This window comes from Paenibacillus sp. MT86 (assembly GCF_058792535.1).
On the sequence record NZ_CM179499.1, the window covers coordinates 3,567,452 to 3,585,707 of the forward strand.

At 53.6% G+C, this 18,256-nt stretch carries 15 protein-coding genes; 2 read left to right on the forward strand and 13 right to left on the reverse strand.

Translation table 11 applies throughout. The features are described from left to right. Window positions 1-16: 16 nt before the first annotated feature. From AC3RCL_RS15795 to AC3RCL_RS15805, 3 genes are read right to left on the reverse strand one after another with little or no spacing between them, the layout of a single operon-like run. Complete coding sequence (locus AC3RCL_RS15795; RefSeq protein ID WP_492530579.1) at window positions 17-1,993, reverse strand: YjhG/YagF family D-xylonate dehydratase; 1,977 nt, start codon at window positions 1,991-1,993, stop codon at window positions 17-19. Between the two features lie 16 nt (window positions 1,994-2,009). Then, complete coding sequence (gucD, locus tag AC3RCL_RS15800) at window positions 2,010-3,476, reverse strand: alpha-ketoglutaric semialdehyde dehydrogenase GucD (protein WP_492530581.1); 1,467 nt, start codon at window positions 3,474-3,476, stop codon at window positions 2,010-2,012. Between the two features lie 25 nt (window positions 3,477-3,501). Continuing rightward, entirely contained in the window at window positions 3,502-4,377 is an 876-nt protein-coding gene (locus AC3RCL_RS15805; RefSeq protein WP_277745911.1) for a fumarylacetoacetate hydrolase family protein, read from the reverse strand. 172 nt (window positions 4,378-4,549) lie between these two features. On the opposite strand from AC3RCL_RS15805, the gene AC3RCL_RS15810 reads away from it, so the two are divergent. Then, the gene (locus AC3RCL_RS15810) at window positions 4,550-5,473 is read left to right on the forward strand and encodes an AraC family transcriptional regulator (protein WP_492530584.1); all 924 of its coding nucleotides are present in this window, start codon (window positions 4,550-4,552) and stop codon (window positions 5,471-5,473) included. A gap of 35 nt (window positions 5,474-5,508) precedes the next feature. Here the strand turns inward: AC3RCL_RS15810 and AC3RCL_RS15815 are convergent, their stop codons facing one another. The 10 genes from AC3RCL_RS15815 to AC3RCL_RS15860 all read right to left on the reverse strand — a co-directional run bounded on the left by AC3RCL_RS15815 (window position 5,509) and on the right by AC3RCL_RS15860 (window position 17,326). Then, window positions 5,509-7,776, reverse strand: coding sequence for a glycoside hydrolase family 95 protein (locus AC3RCL_RS15815; protein WP_492530586.1), 2,268 nt, complete (start codon window positions 7,774-7,776; stop codon window positions 5,509-5,511). A gap of 32 nt (window positions 7,777-7,808) precedes the next feature. Beyond that, window positions 7,809-7,952 (reverse strand): hypothetical protein, encoded by a 144-nt coding sequence (locus AC3RCL_RS15820; RefSeq protein WP_192571796.1) that lies wholly within the window; start codon window positions 7,950-7,952, stop codon window positions 7,809-7,811. 44 nt (window positions 7,953-7,996) lie between these two features. Beyond that, window positions 7,997-8,122, reverse strand: a complete 126-nt coding sequence (locus AC3RCL_RS15825; protein WP_267132967.1) for a hypothetical protein — start codon at window positions 8,120-8,122, stop codon at window positions 7,997-7,999. Window positions 8,123-8,176: 54 nt separating this feature from the next. Continuing rightward, the gene (locus tag AC3RCL_RS15830) at window positions 8,177-8,368 is read right to left on the reverse strand and encodes a hypothetical protein (protein WP_492530589.1); all 192 of its coding nucleotides are present in this window, start codon (window positions 8,366-8,368) and stop codon (window positions 8,177-8,179) included. A 208-nt stretch (window positions 8,369-8,576) separates the two neighbouring features. Then, on the reverse strand, window positions 8,577-10,235 hold the full coding sequence (locus AC3RCL_RS15835) for an ABC transporter substrate-binding protein (protein WP_145036615.1): 1,659 nt from the start codon (window positions 10,233-10,235) through the stop codon (window positions 8,577-8,579). Between the two features lie 53 nt (window positions 10,236-10,288). Beyond that, window positions 10,289-11,209, reverse strand: a complete 921-nt coding sequence (locus AC3RCL_RS15840) for a carbohydrate ABC transporter permease (RefSeq protein WP_145036617.1) — start codon at window positions 11,207-11,209, stop codon at window positions 10,289-10,291. Between the two features lie 24 nt (window positions 11,210-11,233). Beyond that, window positions 11,234-12,208, reverse strand: a complete 975-nt coding sequence (locus AC3RCL_RS15845; RefSeq protein ID WP_492530592.1) for an ABC transporter permease — start codon at window positions 12,206-12,208, stop codon at window positions 11,234-11,236. 274 nt (window positions 12,209-12,482) lie between these two features. Next, a complete protein-coding gene (locus AC3RCL_RS15850; protein WP_015735510.1) occupies window positions 12,483-14,798 on the reverse strand; it encodes a helix-turn-helix domain-containing protein in 2,316 nt (771 codons plus the stop codon). Between the two features lie 348 nt (window positions 14,799-15,146). Beyond that, window positions 15,147-16,415 carry a glucuronoarabinoxylan endo-1,4-beta-xylanase XynC gene (gene xynC, locus AC3RCL_RS15855; protein WP_492536379.1) on the reverse strand — a complete coding sequence of 423 codons (1,269 nt, stop codon included), beginning with the start codon at window positions 16,413-16,415 and terminating at the stop codon, window positions 15,147-15,149. An 86-nt stretch (window positions 16,416-16,501) separates the two neighbouring features. Beyond that, complete coding sequence (locus AC3RCL_RS15860; RefSeq protein ID WP_492530595.1) at window positions 16,502-17,326, reverse strand: sugar phosphate isomerase/epimerase family protein; 825 nt, start codon at window positions 17,324-17,326, stop codon at window positions 16,502-16,504. Window positions 17,327-17,459: 133 nt separating this feature from the next. Between AC3RCL_RS15860 and AC3RCL_RS15865 the strand changes: the two genes are divergently transcribed. After that, the gene (locus AC3RCL_RS15865) at window positions 17,460-18,242 is read left to right on the forward strand and encodes a helix-turn-helix domain-containing protein (protein WP_051425300.1); all 783 of its coding nucleotides are present in this window, start codon (window positions 17,460-17,462) and stop codon (window positions 18,240-18,242) included. Window positions 18,243-18,256 lie beyond the last annotated feature (14 nt).

Sequence of the window (18,256 nt, forward strand, 5' to 3'; positions counted from 1 at the left end):
TACAAAATGGTTGATTTCAGTGCCAGCCCAGTGCTTTTTTGCCGGCTTCCAGAGCGGTTATGATCCGTTCCACGTCGTACACATTCCCTCTCCATGTCCCTCCGCTGACGGACTGCAGTGCAGCCCACAGCCTGGTGTCATCCGGCAGAGCTTCATCCGGCCGCATATCCGGATGGAAGGGCCTCTGTGCAAGGATGAGAGCTCCCTCCTCCGGCGAAACCTCGATTTCCCCTTCGCCGACAAAGTTCATGCTGCCTTCCAGCGTGTTGCGATCCACGACGATATCGATCAAGTCACCGTTCCGAAGCTTGCCGATCGGCCCGCCTGCCAGTGCTTCGGGGCCAACGTGGCCAATGCACGCCCCGGTGGAAACACCGGAAAACCGTGCATCGGTAATGAGCGATACGTATTTGCCGAAAGACAAATGCTTCAGCGCAGACGTAAGTTGGTAAGTCTCCTCCATCCCGGTCCCTGACGGCCCCCGCCCGAGAAGTACGACGACGTCGCCTGCCAGAACACCGCCGTTCTTAATTGCACGGATCGCTTTGCGTTCGGTTGTAAACACTTTTGCTCTTCCTTTGTGACGATACACGCCATGGTTATCCAGTACCGTAGGGTCGATCGATGTGGATTTGATCACAGAGCCCTCCGGAGCGATATTCCCTGTTGGAAATGTCACAGTAGAGGTAATGCCAAGACGCTGCGAGTACTCAACGCTCATAATGACACTGTCCGGATCTATCCCGTCCTTCTCCTTCAGCTGCTTCCGCAGCAGATGACGGCGTTCCGACGATTCCCACCAGTCGAGAACCTCGCTCAGTGTCGTACCTGTTACGGTAAGCACGGACTCATCCAGTACGCCAAGCTGCCTGAGGTGAAGCATCACTTCGGGCACGCCTCCAGCCTGAAACACCCGAATGGTCGGGTGGAAGATCGGGCCGTTCGGCAGGGCGCTGACCAGTCTCGGCACATGTTTGTTGACCTGGATCCAGTCCTGCACCGCAGGCACGGTTAAACCGGCTGCATGGGCAATGGCGGGAATGTGCAGCAGCAGGTTGGTAGAGCCGCCGAATGCGGCATGAACAGCCATCGCATTGCGAATCGCCGCATCGGTGACAACGTCCGCCATTCTCAGCCCATCGGACTCCATCGCCATCAGTGCGCGTGAGGATTGGCGCGCCATTTCGATCCAGATCGGCTGCCCGGAAGGTGCAAGTGCGGCATGCGGCACCGTCATGCCCATCGCCTCGGCGACGACCTGGGCCGTTGCCGCCGTGCCCAGGAACTGGCAGCCTCCCCCCGGTGTAGCACATGCCCGGCAGCCGAGCTCCGCCGCCGCTTCCAGGGAGAGCTCGCCGCTGACGTACCGTGCGCCGATCGTCTGAATTTTGCCGGCGTCCTCTCCATCGACAGGCGGAAGGGTGACGCCCCCGGGAACGATAACACCTGGCAGCTGCGGCATGCCTGCAAGCGCAAGCATCATCGCCGGCAGACCTTTGTCACAAGTGGCGACGCCGATCACGCCTTTGCGCGTCGGCAGGGAGCGAATCAATCTGCGGAACACGAGAGCGGCATCGTTTCGGTACGGCAGCGAGTCAAACATGCCTGTCGTTCCCTGTGATCTGCCGTCGCAAGGGTCGCTGACATATCCGGCAAACGGGATCCCTCCGCGGCTTGATATCTCTTCCGCCGCAGCCTTCATCAGCAGGCCGACCTCCCAATGGCCCGTATGATAGCCGAGGGCTGCAGGACTGCCGTCCTCATTGCGAATTCCGCCCTGGGTGCTCAGGATCAGAAACTGTTTTCCGTTCAATTCCCCGGGCTTCCAGCCCATTCCGACATTCTGGGACATGCCGAACAAGTCGCCGCTCGGAGCGTTCCGCAGCAAATCATCCGTTAAAGGCAGCCGTCCCGCCGCCCCCGGAGCATGTGCTTTAATATCGAAACGGCTTGAGTCCATCTCTCCCATTATCGACATAATCTGTTCGTGCATGGCACCCTCCCGCATCTTATGACTTCACGAAGACCGTTTTGATGGAAGTGAAAAACTCGATCGCCGCTTGACCCTGTTCCCTGGAATGCGAGCTTGACATCTTCATCCCGCCGAACGGTGCCTGCAGCTCTACGCCGGCCGTTTCCGCGTTGATCCTGACCAATCCGGCATCCATATCCCGGATGAAAGACAGCATTGCACCGACATTTTGCGTATAGATGGAAGCACTCAGCCCAAAGTCGCTGTCATTGGCCGCCTCTATGGCTTCCTCCAAGGAATCCACCGCGATCAACGCAAGCACGGGGCCGAAGATTTCTTCCCGTGCAATGGACATATGCGATGCTACACCCTCAAATACAGTCGGCTGGACATAGAATCCCTCTTCAAGCCCTGGAGCGTCCGCTCTTTTTCCGCCGGTCAGCAGTACGGCACCTTCATCCTGCCCTTTTTGAATATAGTTCAGCACCGTTTCGAGCTGTCCTTCGTTCGCGCACGGTCCCATCCAGCTTTCAGATGACATGCCATCGCCCAGCCGGATTTCCCGGATTTGCGACAGGAGCTTTTCTTTAAAGGCTTCATATACTTTCCGCTCAACGATGACCCGGCTGGTGGCGGTGCATTTTTGGCCGGTGGATTTCAAGCCGCCGCTGATGGTGGCCTCAACCGCCAAGTCCAGGTCGGCGTCCGCCGCGATAATGATCGGATTTTTGCCGCCCATTTCAAGCTGATACTTGGCCCCCCGACCCAAAGCGGCGGCGCCGACCCGTTTTCCGACTTCGTTGGAACCTGTGAACGTAATCCCGTTGACATCCGGATGCTCGGAAAGCGCAGATCCGATCACCGATCCTCTGCCGCATACAAGATTGAGAACACCTGCCGGAATTCCCGCTTCCTCAAAGCATTCGATGATTTTGGCTGCCGTGACCGCCGTTTCCTGTGCGGGCTTTAACACAACCGTATTGCCGTATATCAATGCCGGGGCCGTCTTCCAAATCGGAATCGCTACGGGAAAATTCCATGGGGCAATGACGCCCACGACGCCAAGCGGTACTCGAGTCGTAAACATCAGCGCTTCGCTGTCCGTGGAAGGAATGACATCGCCGATTTTTCGCATCCCTTCGCCGGCGTAATACCTTAGGATCGCGACGCCGCGCATCGTCTCTCCCTTAGCTTCTGCGAGCGTTTTTCCCATTTCCCTCGTCATCGCCTCGGCGACCTCGTCGGCCCGGCGTTCCAGCACATTCGCCGCCTTGTACAGAACATTGCCGCGTTCCGCGCCGGTTAACCGCCGCCAGGCTCGGCCTGCTGCTTTGGCCGCTTCGACAGCACGGTTCAGATCCTCTAAACCGGAAACCGGTACATACCCGACTACCTCATTCCGGTTTGCCGGATTGATGCTGGGTTCGGTTTCTCCGGACGCAGCCTTCATCCATTCTCCGTTGATATAGTTCCTGTATACTTGTTCTCCTTGAAATGCCGTCATGGAAGTACGTCCTCCTTATTCAAAACTAGTTTGATAAAACAGGGTTCACCAGCGTACCGATGCTGCTGATCGAAATTTCAATCCGGTCCCCGGGCTCAAGCGTGAACTCATTAGGCGGCACAATGCTCGTGCCTGTCAAAAGCACCGTACCGTCAAACAAATCATTGTCTTTTGCCAGGAAGGAGACCAGTTCATCCAGCTTTCGGTTTAATTCACTCGTACTGGCCTCGCTCTTAACGACCATGCGCCCCTCGCGGTAAATCTCGCAGACGATGCTGAATGCATATGGATTCTGCACCGTTTCCGCAAGCCGGATGGCCGGTCCGATGGAGCAGGATTTGCGCCATATTTTGGCTTGCGGCAAATACAGCGGGTTCTCCCCTTCAATATCGCGGCAGCTCATGTCATTGCCGACGATATATCCCACAATGCTGCCATCTGCGCCAAGCACCAATCCCAGCTCAGGCTCAGGGATCTGCCATGTGGAATCACTGCGCAGCGTGACGGCCTCGTTCGGTCCGATGGTGCGGGCGGCCGTGGATTTGAAAAAGATTTCCGGCCTTTCTGCCTCATAAACTTTGTCGTAAAATGTCTCCGCATCCAGTTTTCCATCCGTAGCTTCATAATTTCGTGCTTCGCGGCTTCGTTGATACGTAACGCCTGCCGCCCATACCTCCGGTGCTTCCACTGGCGTGACAAGGTGCAGAGAAGTCCAGTCACCAGCCAACTCATTCGCAGGACTAAAAGCGCTTTCAACCAGTTGGACAGGAGAGATCCCGCGCTCCCTGGCTTGATGGATCAAAGTCATAAAATCCGGCTGCGGCAGACGATAGGCTGCTTCATCATCCGTAACGGCTGCCAGCCGCTTCTGTTGCCTGTCTAGAAATCGAATAATTCTCATTCAGGCTTGCCCCCATTTCTTCCCCTTCGGGTTGATATTACTACGATAGCACCACCGATCGTCTATGACGATGCGCTAATCTCTACGACGATTTACCCTTTTCACGCATGATTTTTCTGTTAAGATGAGTCTAACCGTTACTGGAAAACAGGACATACCGAGGAGGTTTGCTGTGAACAAGTTTTCCGAAGCCGTATATTTAGGCCGTCTGCCCGATGTTCGCATGTCTTTTCAATTATTGGGGCTGCATGCAAGAAAAGTGGGTTCCCGCTGGACTTATCCGTCCCACGAGCATTCCATGTACGAAATTCATTGGATGATGGACGGAGAGATGAATATGGTGGTAAATGGACAGCTGTACAAACAGTCCGTTGGAGACTTGTTGTTCATCCGCCCCGGTATGACGCATTCCTGCACTGGCGCCGGTCCGCAAGGTTTCACTTACTTTTCCGTCCATTTCAGCGTTCACGATACATCCTTTTGCAGAGAACTCAACCGCTGCAAGGACATTTATTATCCGGCTGATTCGGTTTTAGCCCAGGGACTGTCTTCTTCTCTCTCTACACTCTACTGTCTGGCCACAGAGCACTTATCCAGCCCACCGCCGGCCTTCAAACAGATGAAAGTGCATGCCGCCGTCTTTGAACTGCTCGGCTCCCTGGTCGGACAGCTGTCTCAGACCCCATCCGTCACCTTATCGAAAAAAGAAGCTATCGCCCGACAGATCGCCGAGCAAATTGAAGACTCCGTAAAATATATCCATCTTCACGGTGAAATTCAGGAGACCGAGCGAACCTGGATCCAAGACATCGCCAAGGAGCTGAACCTTAGTCCGTCGCAGGTGAATCGGATCTTTCGTGAAGTGTACGGCAAAGCACCTCGCAAGTTCTTGTCAGAAACCCTTTTGGGCGAAGCTCAGCGGCTGTTAAAGCAAACGGATTTAAGCATGGACCATATCGCGATGATGCTAGGATATAAGACCAATGCGCATTTCAGCCGCCAGTTCAAGCGGTGGACGGGGATGGCGCCCAGTGAATACAGAAACCGAGTCCAGCAGCAGTCATTAGATTATGAGCCGGATCCGCAGCCTCATTAAGAATGCGTATCACGAGCAATAAAGTTAATTGATGTTCACTCCTCCCTTTTCTTGGTGAACGTGTAGGAGCGGCCGGCTTCCCCCGTAAAGGAAACAGGGTCAAGTCCAGGTGCTTGTAAACGGCATGGACCGGAAAGTGCGCAGGACACGACCACTTCAGTAACCTGTCCCTTCGTCCAGGTGAAATTCAATGTGAAGCCGCCACGTGCCCGCAGCCCTCTGACTTCCCCATCGCTCCAGCTGTTAGGCAAAGCGGGCAGCAAACGGATCAAACCAGCGTGGCTTTGCAGCAGCATCTCGGCAATGCCCGCCGTGCCGCCGAAATTACCATCGATTTGAAACGGCGGATGGTTGTCGAAAAGGTTAGGCAGCGTAGAGTGGTGAAGCATCGCTCTTACGTTTTCGTAAGCTTTGTCGGCATCCAACAGTCGTGCCCAGAAGTTGATGATCCACGCCCGGCTCCAGCCGGTGTGTCCGCCGCCGTTAGCCAACCTTCGTTCCAAAGTCGTTCGAGCGGCTGCGGCGAGCTCCGGCGTGGAATCCACGTTAATGCCTTCGCCCGGATAAAGCGCAAACAGATGGGAGATGTGGCGATGTCCCGGTTCCACTTCCTCGTAATCCTCCATCCACTCCTGAATTTGCCCATGTTTGCCGATCTGCGGTTTGGGCAGCCGTTTCAAGGCGGCAGCGAGCTCCTCGCGGAACGCCTCATCCTTCTCGATGATTTCTCCGCTGCGGATGCAAGCCTCAAACAGCGCTTCGATAATCTGAAAATCCATCGTGGCCCCGGCGCAGAGAACACCTGTTTCGCCATTGGGCAGCATGTAGCTGTTCTCGGGGGAGACGGACGGACATGTCACCAGACCACCTTCGTTGTCCTCGATTAAATAATCGAGCAGGAACAACGCCGCCTCCTTCATCGTCTCGTATGCCCGCGCCAGAAAATATCGATCCTGACCGAATCGGTAATGCTCCCACAGATGCAGGCACAGCCAGGCGGCGCCCATCGGCCAGAAGGAAGCAGGAAGGTACGTATCCTGCGGGGCCGTGTCCGCCCAAATATCCGTATTGTGATGCGCGGTGAAGCCCCGGCAGCCGTAGATGACGCCGGCCGTGACCCGCCCGGGCTCATGCATCCTTTCGATCAAATCGAACAACGGCTCGTGGCATTCGGCTAAATTACAGTTTTCCGCATGCCAATAATTCATCTGCGCATTGATATTGATCGTGAATTTGCTGTCCCACGGCGGGGTAAAGCTGTCGTTCCAGATGCCTTGAAGATTCGCGGGCAGAGAGCCCGGCCGGCTGGAGGCAATGAGCAGGTAGCGCCCGAATTGAAAATAGGTCGTGATCAGGCCATGATCTTCCTCGCCGTGTTGGAACCGCTTCAACCGTTCGTCGGTCGGGAGCGCGGCTTTGTCCGGATTCTCGGGCAGCTTCAGTTCGACCCGTCCGTACAGCTCGCGGTAATCGGCGACATGCCGGGCTAACAGCTCGGCATACGGAACTCGGCTCAACTCCTCCAGCCGCCGTTTGCCGTCAAGCTCCGGGTCGGGATGCCGGAACGTCGTTCCGGCGGCAAGCAGCAATGTGACCGAGCTTGCGCCGTCCACCAGCAAATACTCGCCAAGCGTGCGGCAGACGCCGCCTTCCGGGACCGCCTTCAAGACGGCGCTGAAGGAGCTGCCTCCTTCGCCGCCGCAATCCCCGCGCATGACCAGCCCGCTCGCCTCCCATTTGTCCGTCTTTTCCACGTACCTCCAGTTCCGGCGGTTGAACCGGGCTTTAAACGTGACCGCCTCCTGCTTGTCGGCGGTGATGCGGATGACGATCGCCTGATCCGGATAACTTGCAAACAGCTCGCGCGTATACCTGATCCCGCCGATCCGATAGCTGACCCGGGATACACCGCGCTCCAAATCAAGCTCCCGCATGTAATCCTCGGCAACCTGGCCATGCTGACCGAACGACAGCAGCAGATCGCCGAGCGGCACATAGTGCCGCTGCGCTTCGGGCAGCCCCGCCATCGTCATCGCCGCCAGCTCCTCCGCTTCCTGCAGCCTGCCTTCCATAATCAGCTTGCGGATCTCGGGCAAATGGGGCAGCGCATCTTCGTTGTTGCGGTCGCGCGGGCCCCCGTACCATACCGAATCCTCGTTAAGCTGCAGCTTCTCCTCGGCCGTGCCGCCGAAGATCATCGCGCCCAGCCGGCCGTTTCCGATCGGCAGCGCCTCATTCCATTCTGCCGCCGGTTTCCTATACCACAAGCGATGCTTCAGTTCCATGCCATTCAAACTTGTCATGCTTCTCCTCCAATCCGCTATCGCTATTTGAACTAGTTCAGCTCCACCAACGCCTTGATCACCTTCGATTCCGGCAAGAGCCAGCTGTCGAACCTGTCGATCATGTCCTCGAGCGAGCTTCGGTGGGTAATGTAATCGCCGATGTCAATGCAGCCGCCGGTTATGGCCGCAATCACCCGCTCGAAGTCCTCCCGCGTCGCATTACGGCTGCCCTGCACCGTCATTTCGCAAGCGTTTCATGGACGTATGCAAGAAAATCGACCTTGTTCCAGCCCTTACGGTCGGCCTCCGTTACCGTCCCCGAAAGCTTGCAGAAGATGTTCGGATATTGGGCGATTTCTGCCATATGGCTTCTCCAGGGTTCCATGACCCTAGATGCAATCGGCCGTTTCGCTTAATTTCAGAATGAATTCGGTTTCCTCGATCGTCGGCGCAGCCGGAACAAGAATCGTATGGCCGATGCCGTGTCTCTGCAAATGCGGTTTGAGATCGGAAGGCAATAGTCGCGGTAAAGCACCGGAATTTCGGGCGTAATCCATCCGTAATCGTTGCGTTCGATTTTCCAAAAATGCTGATGGGCGTCAATGCGCATCGAACACAACCTCCATTCCACCTTGTTGTAACATCTGATAACAGAATTAGAAATTGCCGAATCCCGCATATTTGTACCTTTTTTTGATGTCACGGTCCCAAATCGAAGATCACTTACACGCCGAACTTTAAAAATAATGAAGACAAGAGTCCCCGCGTCCTGAGCGAAAACTCCTGCCTCCAAGAAGCCGGGCTTATCGGGCCACGGTTTATTTCGATATGGTCGATGAATCGTAAGCAGCCTGCATGATTTCAATATAACGCGGCATGTTCAGACCCTCCAGCCCTTTCACGTAATCATCCCAATCCTTATCCAGGCTCTTGGCACCGGTGATGAACAGCAAGGCGTTCTGGTCAATATAGTCCTTGATGTTCGTCTGCATCATGCTGGCTTCGTCGGCAACCAGCGGGTCGACCCATAGCGCCCAGTGCGGGAAGATATCTTGCGGCTCCTTGCCTTCCATCAATAGCGTTGCCTCGTACAGGCGGCGTTCGTAACCGTCATCGGCGTAAATATCTGTGCCCTGAACCTCGGCATCGCGGTATGCCCGGTGATGGTTATATTGGGTTAATGCTCCCCAATTGTCATTGCGGGGCTGCTCCCCGGGTTCAAGCGGGATCGCTTTATAGAGCGGCTCCACTTTATCGTTCAGCGCGATTTCTCCATCCTGCGGCTTGCGCCAGCTTTTGCCTTCTTCACCGAGGTAGGAAAGCATCGCGCCTTCTTGCGTGTAGAAATAGTCCAGCATTTGAATGGCGGCAATTTGGGCCTCTTTGCTCGCTTTATTCGTCAGGACGAAGGATGCGCCCGGATCTATCGGATAGTTGAATGTTGCATAATCGGCATGCGGTCCTCGCAAAGGCGAAAGCGGGTTATAGTCCTTGCTGTACGGCGCGTCTTCTCCCGTCGTCAGGAACAAGGCGGGATGCATGCCGGCCCCGGCGCCCAACAGCTGTGCGTCCGCGTTATCCCCGATTTTTTTGTACGCGCCTGCATTTTGCGTAAAGGCTCCCGGGTCAATGAGCCCCCCATCATAAAGCGATTTGATGTAGGCCAGCGCTTCCCGCCATTCCGGTTTGTTCGCGGCGGTGTCTACCTGGCCCTCCTTCATGATGAGATATGTTCTGTCGTCGTTGTATATAAAGCCGTTCATAAGGTAAGGGATTACGTGAACGCCGAAATTTTCGACGGATCCGCTGAGCGGCACTTCGTCCGCCTTGCCGTTGCCGTTCGGATCCTGTGTCTTGAAGGCCTCGAGAACCGCTTTGAATTCTTCCGGCGTCGTCGGCTGCGCAAGCCCGAGCTGATCAAGCCACTTCGTATTGATCCACATTTTATTCGGGTAGGAGCAGTGGAAGCATTCGTTTAAGCCGGTCAAGCCGTAAATGTTGCCATCCGGCGCGGTGTTCATTGCTTTATAATAATCGTTGTTCTCCAGCACTTCCTTAATGTGCGGAGCATGCTCATCGATCAGGTCGTTCAGCGGGATGATTACCCCCTGCTGTCCGAACTTCAATAAGTCCGTCTGCGAGAAACGGTCTACCCATGGAATAAGCATATACAAATCCGGATAGTCGCCGGACGCGAGCGAGATTTGCCGTTTTTCGGCCGCGCCGTCAAACGGAACGGTTGTCCAATTGAATTTGATGCCGAATTGCTCTTCCATTTTTTTCGTAAACTTGTTGGTTTTCAGATCCATATCCGATCCTTGATGGGCAAAAACGTTGATCGTTACCTTCTCGCCGGAGTCCGGCATGCCGCCTTCCTTCCCTGCGCTTCCCGGGTTGTCATTTCCGCCGGAGCATCCGGCAAGCACAAAACTAAGCATCAGTATGAGAACAAGCAGACGAGTTGCTGTTTTTCTCAAATCAATCTCCCCCTCATGAATTGGTAATGCAACATAACGGGCTCTGCCCACGATCAGCCCTTCACGGAGCCGATCAGCATGCCTTGCACGAAATAGCGCTGCACGAACGGATAGATCACCAGCACCGGAAGGCTTGCCACCACAATAAGCGAGTATTTCATGAGCTCGGCCATTTGCTGCTGCTTCACCATCTCCCCGGCGTCCATATTGCCCGTTCCGCTTCCCAGGATGAGAATGCTGCGGAGAATGAGCTGAAGCGGATAGAGCGATTGCGATTTTAAGTAGATCAAGGCATCGAAATAGGCGTTCCACTGCCCCACCGCGTACATAAGCGAGAGCACGGCGATAATCGGTTTGGCAAGCGGAAGAACGACGCTGAAAATGTAGCGGATGTCGCTGCACCCGTCGATGTCTGCCGCCTCGGAAAGCTCATCCGGGATTGAGGTCTGGAAGAAGGTTCTGGCGATAATGACCTGCCATACCCAAACGGCATTCGGAATGAGCAGCGCCCAGCGGGTATCGATCATGCCCATCGATTTGACGACCAGATAGGTCGGGATCAACCCGCCGGAGAACAGCATGGTGAAAGTAATGAAAACCATAAGCGGCGTGCGGCCGAAAAACGACTTCTTCGACAGCGGGTAACCGACCATGATGGTCAGGGATACGCTGATGAACGTACCGGCAACGGTATAAAACAGCGAATTGGCATAGCCTGTCAGCACCTGGCCGTTTCGGAACACCGCCTCGTACCCTGCCAGCGATACGTCGACCGGCCACAGCCACACCTTGCCTGCAGAGACGGCGCTTGGACTGCTCAGGGACGAGCTTACGATGTAAATAAGCGGATACAGGACGGCAATTAAAACCAAGATCAGCAAGATGTAGGTTACGCTCAGAAAAATACGGTCCCCCAGCGACTCCTTGATCCTCACGCTCCGTCGGCTTCCGGAATGGGCCCGCAATGCGTTCATGTCACTTCCCCCCTTTCGTAAAATTTACCAGAGGCTGGTATTGGATGCCCGCTTGGCAATGGCGTTGACGACTAGGAGCAGCACCAGATTGATCAAGGAATTGAACAATCCTACCGCCGTGGCGAAGCTGTAGTTCGCGTTCAGCAATCCGATTTTGTACACATACGTGGAAATGATCTCGGACGAGGACAAGATCAGCGGATTCTGCAATAAGTACATTTTCTCGAAGCCGAGTGCCATGATGTTGCCTACGCTGAGAATCAGAATGATGACCGCGGCCGGCAGAATGCCGGGAAGATCGACGTTCAGGATTTTCTGGAACCGATTGGCGCCATCCACTTTGGCCGCTTCATATAATGACGGGTCCACTCCCGCCAGAGCAGCAAGATAAATCACCGCGGAATAGCCCATGGTTTGCCATACATCGGACAGCACGTAGATCGTGCGGAACATGCCAGGCTCTCCAAGATAATTGACCGCTTCAAAGCCAAGCGCGCCAGCAATGGTATTCACGATCCCAAGACGTGGGGACAGGAACAGCATGATGATGGACACCATGACCACCGTGGAGATGAAATATGGCGCATAGGTGACCATCTGCACGGTTTTTTTGAACCTTGCGCTCTTCACCTCGTTCAAGGCCAACGCCAGCAGAATCGGGATCGGAAACCCGACGATCAATTGATAGAACGAAATGTACAGCGTATTTTTGATCAGTGTCACGAACGCAGGGTTGCGAAAAAACATCTCGAAATACTGTGTGCCGACCCATGGACTCCCCCAAATCCCTTTCATTACGTTATAATTCTTGAATGCTAGCACGGCGTTTGCCATGGGCAAGTACTTGAAGATGATGAAGTACAAGACCGGCGGAATGACCAGCAGATACAGTTGCCAATGTCTTCTGAAGCTTCGATAGGCGGCTCTTCCGATTTCCGAGCGCTTGCCGCTCGGGGCTCTGACCGTTTTGGACTTGGAAAATAGAGTACTCAGTTCCATCCCTCCTTCGATGAGTAGCTGCCAATGAAGCCAGAACTTATTTGGCAGCGCTTTCTTGTGCGTAATCATAAAATTGCACGCTCGGCTTCGTAAAGGCACACTTTCTCCCTTGCCGTACAATTTCGGAAACGGATGCTTTCTAAGCCTTGATTTTACTAGGTTTTTCATTAGGCGGATTCGATTAAAAAACGTCCGCCAACACGTTCGATCCCCTTTGATTAAGCAGACGGCTGACCTCCCTTTTACGCAAAAGATTGGCGAGATCGCCGTCTCCTTAATCGGCCATTTGCCGGAATGTGCTCGGCGACACGCCGCGAACCCGCTTGAAGGCCCTCCGAAATGAATGGGCGCTGTTATACCCCACCTGCGCGGCGATCTCGTCAATCGTCAATATGTTCTCCTGCAGCAGCTCGGCCGCCTTGCCGATCCTCACCAGCTCAACGTAGTCCGAAGGATTCGTTCCCGTATGTTCCTTGAACATTTGGGAGATATACTTTTCGGGCTTGCCAATATGCTCCGCGATACGATAAAGCGTCAACTCTGCGTCGGAGTAACGCTCGTGGATATAGCGGATGATCTCACCCACGGTCTCGGCATGCATGTCGCATTTTTTCTTCCGGACGTCCATGCAGATATCATGAATGAGCTTCCCGAATCTGTCCCTGAGCTGATCGACCCCGTCCGTCGTCGTAACGGCCGCGATCTGTTCCTTGATATGGTCGGTCAACGACTCGTCGTGGAATATTTTTTGTTCGGCCAGCTTCAAAAAGGTTCCCTTGAGTTCCGTCACAAACTGCTGCGTCATATCGTACGACAGCTCCCTTTCTTCAAAGTTCCGGCTGAACAGCTGGTCAAGAAGGCGGCTTGTTTCCTCCAGTTCACCCGCCTTAAGCGTATTGAGCATACGCTGTTCGGATTCAATCGGATAATAGTACAGCTCCGTTGCTTTCATCGCATCCTCGAACCGGGTGATGCCGACTGCCCCAGTGTGGACGGCATATTCCAACGCTTGCTGCGCTTCGTTGAACGAGTCAGCTACGCCGTTCCACGCGTCGAACACCGAACCCAGCCCGATCGTGATCGACAATCGATGCTGCCGATATACGGTATCGACTAGTTCGAGCAAACCGGCTTCCAGGCGACGATGTAAATCGTCCAGCGGCTCTCCGGCAAGCGCATGCACGAAAGCGATCTGGTCCGAACCCCAGTCCGTAACCAGCACATCGGATTCCAGCCGGCTCAAGCCCTGCCGGACGATCAACCTTGCGACGCTGAGTTCCTGGATGATTTCCTCACTGTCAGCGCTGCCATATCCGGCAACCTTTAGAATGCCTGCACGTCCATGCTCGCCGCGGAGGCGGACTCCGGTTTGACCGGAGACCGCCTCGATCTCGCGCAGCGTATAGAAGTCGCCTGTCAGCAGCCGCTTGATAAACGCATCCCTAAGCAGCGGGAGCTGATCGTTCAGTGAAGACTCCAGCAATTCATTGTTTGCGATCAGCGCCGCGATATTGCCGGCCAGGAAATCATACTCGTTACCGATCTTCTCCCGAGAAATGTGGTTTTGCTCGCGAAACACGGACAGGAGCGAATGGAGCTTAGCACTGTGCCGGTACGCGAGCACAAGTCCGATCAGCAAACCGATGACCAGCGCAGCCAGCGTAAACGTCGTCGTGACCCGCTGGATTTTGTCGGCCTTCGTCAACAGCACCTGCTCGGGTATTCCGGCCATATAGGTCCACCCGTTCAGGTCGGACCGAATGGTAATCAACAGTTTGCCGTCGCCCGTGGGGCTGACTTCTCCGTTCTCGTCTCCCGGAGCTTCGGAGAAGCGCTTGGCTTCCTCTTCGCCGATGCCGCGGGACAGGATCAAGCTGCCTTCCCGGTCCGCAACCACCGCCCAGCCGCCGTATTGGTCCACGATGTTTTGCAGCAGGCTGCCCATATGATCTTCATCGATCATAACGCCGATCATCGCCTGTGGATTGTTGAAGCTGTTAAGCGGTATCGACTGCAGAAACGTGACTGCCGGCATTTCGACAAACACCGTATCGCGGATTTCCCGCCTATATTTCTTAAGCGGAATCAACTCATTTAGATGAGGTTTCTTTAATACGGCCTCTTCCCATTCCTCGAACGTCATTCCTTCAAGCCGATTCGCCTCGTAATAATGCTCAGGCCGGTAATAGACGGTGCTCGGCGTAATAATGGCGTTATAATTGCGTATGTAGATGAAGAAATTAGACAGGTAATCGTTCGTGCTGCTGTACATGGACAGACTGCGCTGCATCCTCCCCAAGCCGTAAACGTTGTTGCTGTCGAGCGGCTTGGGATCGGCGATCAGACGATATAAATCCTGATTGATCGCAAGCTGCTTCGTGAAGGCTTCCACCTCCACCAGATGCCGCTCGATGATCTCTTTTCCCAGATTCAATGAACTCAGACTGTTTTCGATCGAGCTTGATTTTGCTACTTCAATCGAAGCCCTGTACGATGCATAACCTGCGATTTGGGGGATTAACAGCACAATCAGGTAGGAAATCAGAAATCTGCGGAACACCGGGGAGAACTTGGACCATAAACGCTGCATATGTACCCTCCTCAATAGAAAGCGTTTTCAAATATGAAGCAATTCGATGATACACTTGACTGTTCGCAAGAAAAAGGTACAATTCCTTCCTCGGAGTACAATTGCATACGATATGGGAATAGGCTAGGAGCGAAAGGACGCAAATTCCTTTACGAGGCAATATGATCAATCGGAGTTAATATAAACATTAAGGGGTTTGGCAGGAACCACTGCGAGCTGTGTGTCGGCACTTCGTGGATTTCCTTACTGATTACCAGCCCAGAACAAAGAGCTGCCCTTCCAAGTCACCCTTGTGACTTGAAGACAGCCCTTATCATACGCTTTGTTAACAGTACCGTAGACGATGTGTTACCGCCCGAGTTCACCCACAAAAGTCGTAACGCTTTGCGCGGGAAGATGAGCCCAGAAATTGCTCCCTGTTACATTGAGAGACGTTCCTGGCTGGAGATTGCTGCTGCTGCTCGTGATCCACCTTGATACCTGCGAAACGGATCCATTCTGAAGGACAAAGTTCTGATTGACCCCGGAGTTGTTCCGGTTTATGGCAACGATAACGATTTTGTTGTCGCCTTTATAGGCGGATACGTAAACGTTCGTTTGTGGATTTTTCGAAGCATCCACCCTGACATAGCCGGGACGGACAAACTTGGAGAAATGAGCCATATTGTAGCCGCGTTTGCTGATCGTGCCGTCCTCTTTCATCGGACCGTAGGATCTGCGGATATACCACCATACGTAAGCTTGAAAATCTCCCTCTACCATCGCATTGTGGATATGGTAAGACACATCCAAGGCTTCTGGCCAGCGATCCGCCGAGTTGTTGTCGCTGTTCGGGTAATACACCTCGGTCATCCAGAGGTCTTTTCCCGCTCCTTTTTGTTTGAATAGTGGATACGCGAAATTGCTAACTTGGGTACCGTACAGATGAGCGCCAAGAATATCCATATTGGCAAGCGCCTGGGGATCATTTAGAATCGGGTCCGACATATTTTTCAGATATTGGAACGATTCCGGTGCGATCACTCTGCTGTTGATCGATCCGGCATTTTCTTTCATAAAGCGAAGCATTTCCTGCGGCGTCCACCACGTCCAGTCATGCGCATAATCGGGCTCGTTCTGGACGGAAATCGCGTAAAGATTCACGCCATTGTTTCTCATGTAGGTTACGAAATCGTTAAGATGCTGGGCATACGCGGCATACTTGTCGTAGCGAAGTCGCTTTGCCGACGTATCGCCGTTGCGGTTGAAGGTCTCGACCATGTCGGCTGGCGGATTCCATGGCGAAGCGAATACGATAGCTCCAAGGGCAATCGCTCGTTTGGCCGTATCCAGTTCACGGTACCACTGATTTCGGTCTTCGTGCACGTAGATTCTTAATATCGAGAATCCTAACTGGTTGTTTCCGTTTCCGAATGCGGTTTCTCTCTGTGCTGCCGTCAAATCTCCGATCCATGCCGGGTGGTTGATGCCTCCGAAACCGCGTATCACTTGTTTCTCCGACGATACATTCACAACGGCGTCGCTGGCTGCGGCAACATCGCCAGGTGCCGGCAAAAGGGACAACGCAAGGACAAGGGCCAAACATGCACTTATGGCTTTCTTATAACGTGAAATCAAGAAACGATTCATGAGACTGCTCCTCCCAAAAATTTTTTTTTTGGATTCGTGTCAGGATGCACTCGGTTGAATTCATATCCGACCTTTCAATTCCACTCCATCCCTTCCACAGCTAGCAATCGCTTTATCGCTTTGGAAGCCTCGACGAATAGTTGGGGATTGGTGAATCCCTCGAACCTTCCGGCGGCCCGCAGATGCGGCTCCAAAGACAGAAAGCCGGAATACCGCCTGCGGCAAAGCTCTTGAAGGAGCAGACGTAGTTCGCCGTCTCCATCGCCTGCGGGCACGACCATCCCCTTCCCCATTATGGCGTCTTTGACATGGATATACGCCGTATAGTCGCCGACCAATGGGTAGGCCTCGCCTACGGGTTTCACGCCGCACTGCACGAAATTCGCAGGATCGAACGCCGCCCGCAAATGGGGGGACGAAACTGATTGAAGCAACTCCAAGCATCGCTCGCCGGTGTCTCCGTAAATATGGCTTTCGTTCTCATGAAGCAGTACAATGCCTTCCTGCTCTGCCAACTGAGCGAGCCGAAGCATGCGCCGTATTACCTCTGGCCGATACTTCTCGTGGTCTCCGTCGGGAATGTAAAAGGAAAACACGCGGACATAAGGCGCTTGGAAATACTTAGCCAAACGAACGGCATGCTTGGCATGTTCGAGATGAGGTTCAAAGTCGTCGGTGATTTGGATTTTCCCGATCGGCGATCCGATTGAGGAGACTCCGACCCCCCGCTGCGATAATCGTTCTTTTATGCCAGACAACTCTTCTTCCCTCAACTGCAGCACGTTTTTCCCCCATACGCCTCGAAGCTCAAGATAACGGATGCTTTCGGATTCAAGGACATCCAGCTGTTCCTTTAAATCCTGGGAGATCTCATCCGCAAACCCGGTTAACGTGATCATTCAATCATTCCCTTTCTTAGCTGAAAATTTCGATAATAGCAAGCGGCGATTCCATGGTAAAATTACAATCCAATCACAGGTTGTAAAAGTTCATTAGGACGTTACAATTTTTTTAAAAGGAGGCGATTTTCGCATGGAGCTTGAATATCACCCTCATCTCGTACCGAATATCTTTCTGTTCGTAGACCGTAAATGTTATCCGGATTGGAAAATTCAGAAGTCCCGAATCGGATTTCATGATTTGACGTTCGTTGTTGAGGGCCGGGCAAACTACTACATTAACGGCAAAAAATTTGCAGTTGAAGCAGGCGACCTGGTATACGTTCCCGGAGGAAGCGTACGAGAAGCCCATACATGTAAGGAGTCGCCCATGCATGCGTATCCGTTCAATTTTTTCTGGGCCGAGCCGCATAATTATATCCGGCTTCCGTTTGGCGTGGTCACAAAGAAATTGATCACCAAGGAGATTCTTTCCTACATCCGTGAGTTCAACCTCGTGTGGATGAATAAACAACCGTTTTATATGATCCATGCGCGCGCATTGTTCGAACTCATTCTCCATCGGCTGCTCCGCTGCATGCATCGCCAAACGACGATGCTGATGGATCCGCGGATCAAGAAACTGACAGCATTCATCGAAGAGCACTATGCGGAAGACTTGACGTTAAACGATTTTGCCGAGCAGCTCAATCTCCACCCCGTCTACCTTGGAAAGCTATTCAAGCTGAACACCGGTTCGACCTACAAGGAATACCTGCAGCGCGTTCGCGTAAATAATGCTGAAATCATGCTGGCGACGGGCAATTGTACTGTTACGGAAGCCGCGGAATGCTGCGGTTTTTATGACCTTTCCTATTTCAGCAAAGTGTTCAAGGAATCGAAAGGCTATCCTCCCTCTGCCATTAAGAGGCATTAATCGAAATCGCTTTC

What these genes read in the sequence shown, in the direction of transcription:
- AC3RCL_RS15795 (WP_492530579.1), bottom strand. Translation starts at nt 1,993, where the DNA reads ATGCACGAACAGATTATGTCGATAATGGGAGAGATGGACTCAAGCCGT.
- gucD (WP_492530581.1), bottom strand. Translation starts at nt 3,476, where the DNA reads ATGACGGCATTTCAAGGAGAACAAGTATACAGGAACTATATCAACGGA.
- AC3RCL_RS15805 (WP_277745911.1), bottom strand. Translation starts at nt 4,377, where the DNA reads ATGAGAATTATTCGATTTCTAGACAGGCAACAGAAGCGGCTGGCAGCC.
- AC3RCL_RS15815 (WP_492530586.1), bottom strand. Translation starts at nt 7,776, where the DNA reads ATGACAAGTTTGAATGGCATGGAACTGAAGCATCGCTTGTGGTATAGG.
- AC3RCL_RS15825 (WP_267132967.1), bottom strand. Translation starts at nt 8,122, where the DNA reads ATGGCAGAAATCGCCCAATATCCGAACATCTTCTGCAAGCTTTCGGGG.
- AC3RCL_RS15830 (WP_492530589.1), bottom strand. Translation starts at nt 8,368, where the DNA reads ATGCGCATTGACGCCCATCAGCATTTTTGGAAAATCGAACGCAACGAT.
- AC3RCL_RS15840 (WP_145036617.1), bottom strand. Translation starts at nt 11,209, where the DNA reads ATGAACGCATTGCGGGCCCATTCCGGAAGCCGACGGAGCGTGAGGATC.
- AC3RCL_RS15845 (WP_492530592.1), bottom strand. Translation starts at nt 12,208, where the DNA reads ATGGAACTGAGTACTCTATTTTCCAAGTCCAAAACGGTCAGAGCCCCG.
- AC3RCL_RS15850 (WP_015735510.1), bottom strand. Translation starts at nt 14,798, where the DNA reads ATGCAGCGTTTATGGTCCAAGTTCTCCCCGGTGTTCCGCAGATTTCTG.
- AC3RCL_RS15860 (WP_492530595.1), bottom strand. Translation starts at nt 17,326, where the DNA reads ATGATCACGTTAACCGGGTTTGCGGATGAGATCTCCCAGGATTTAAAG.
- AC3RCL_RS15865 (WP_051425300.1), top strand. Translation starts at nt 17,460, where the DNA reads ATGGAGCTTGAATATCACCCTCATCTCGTACCGAATATCTTTCTGTTC.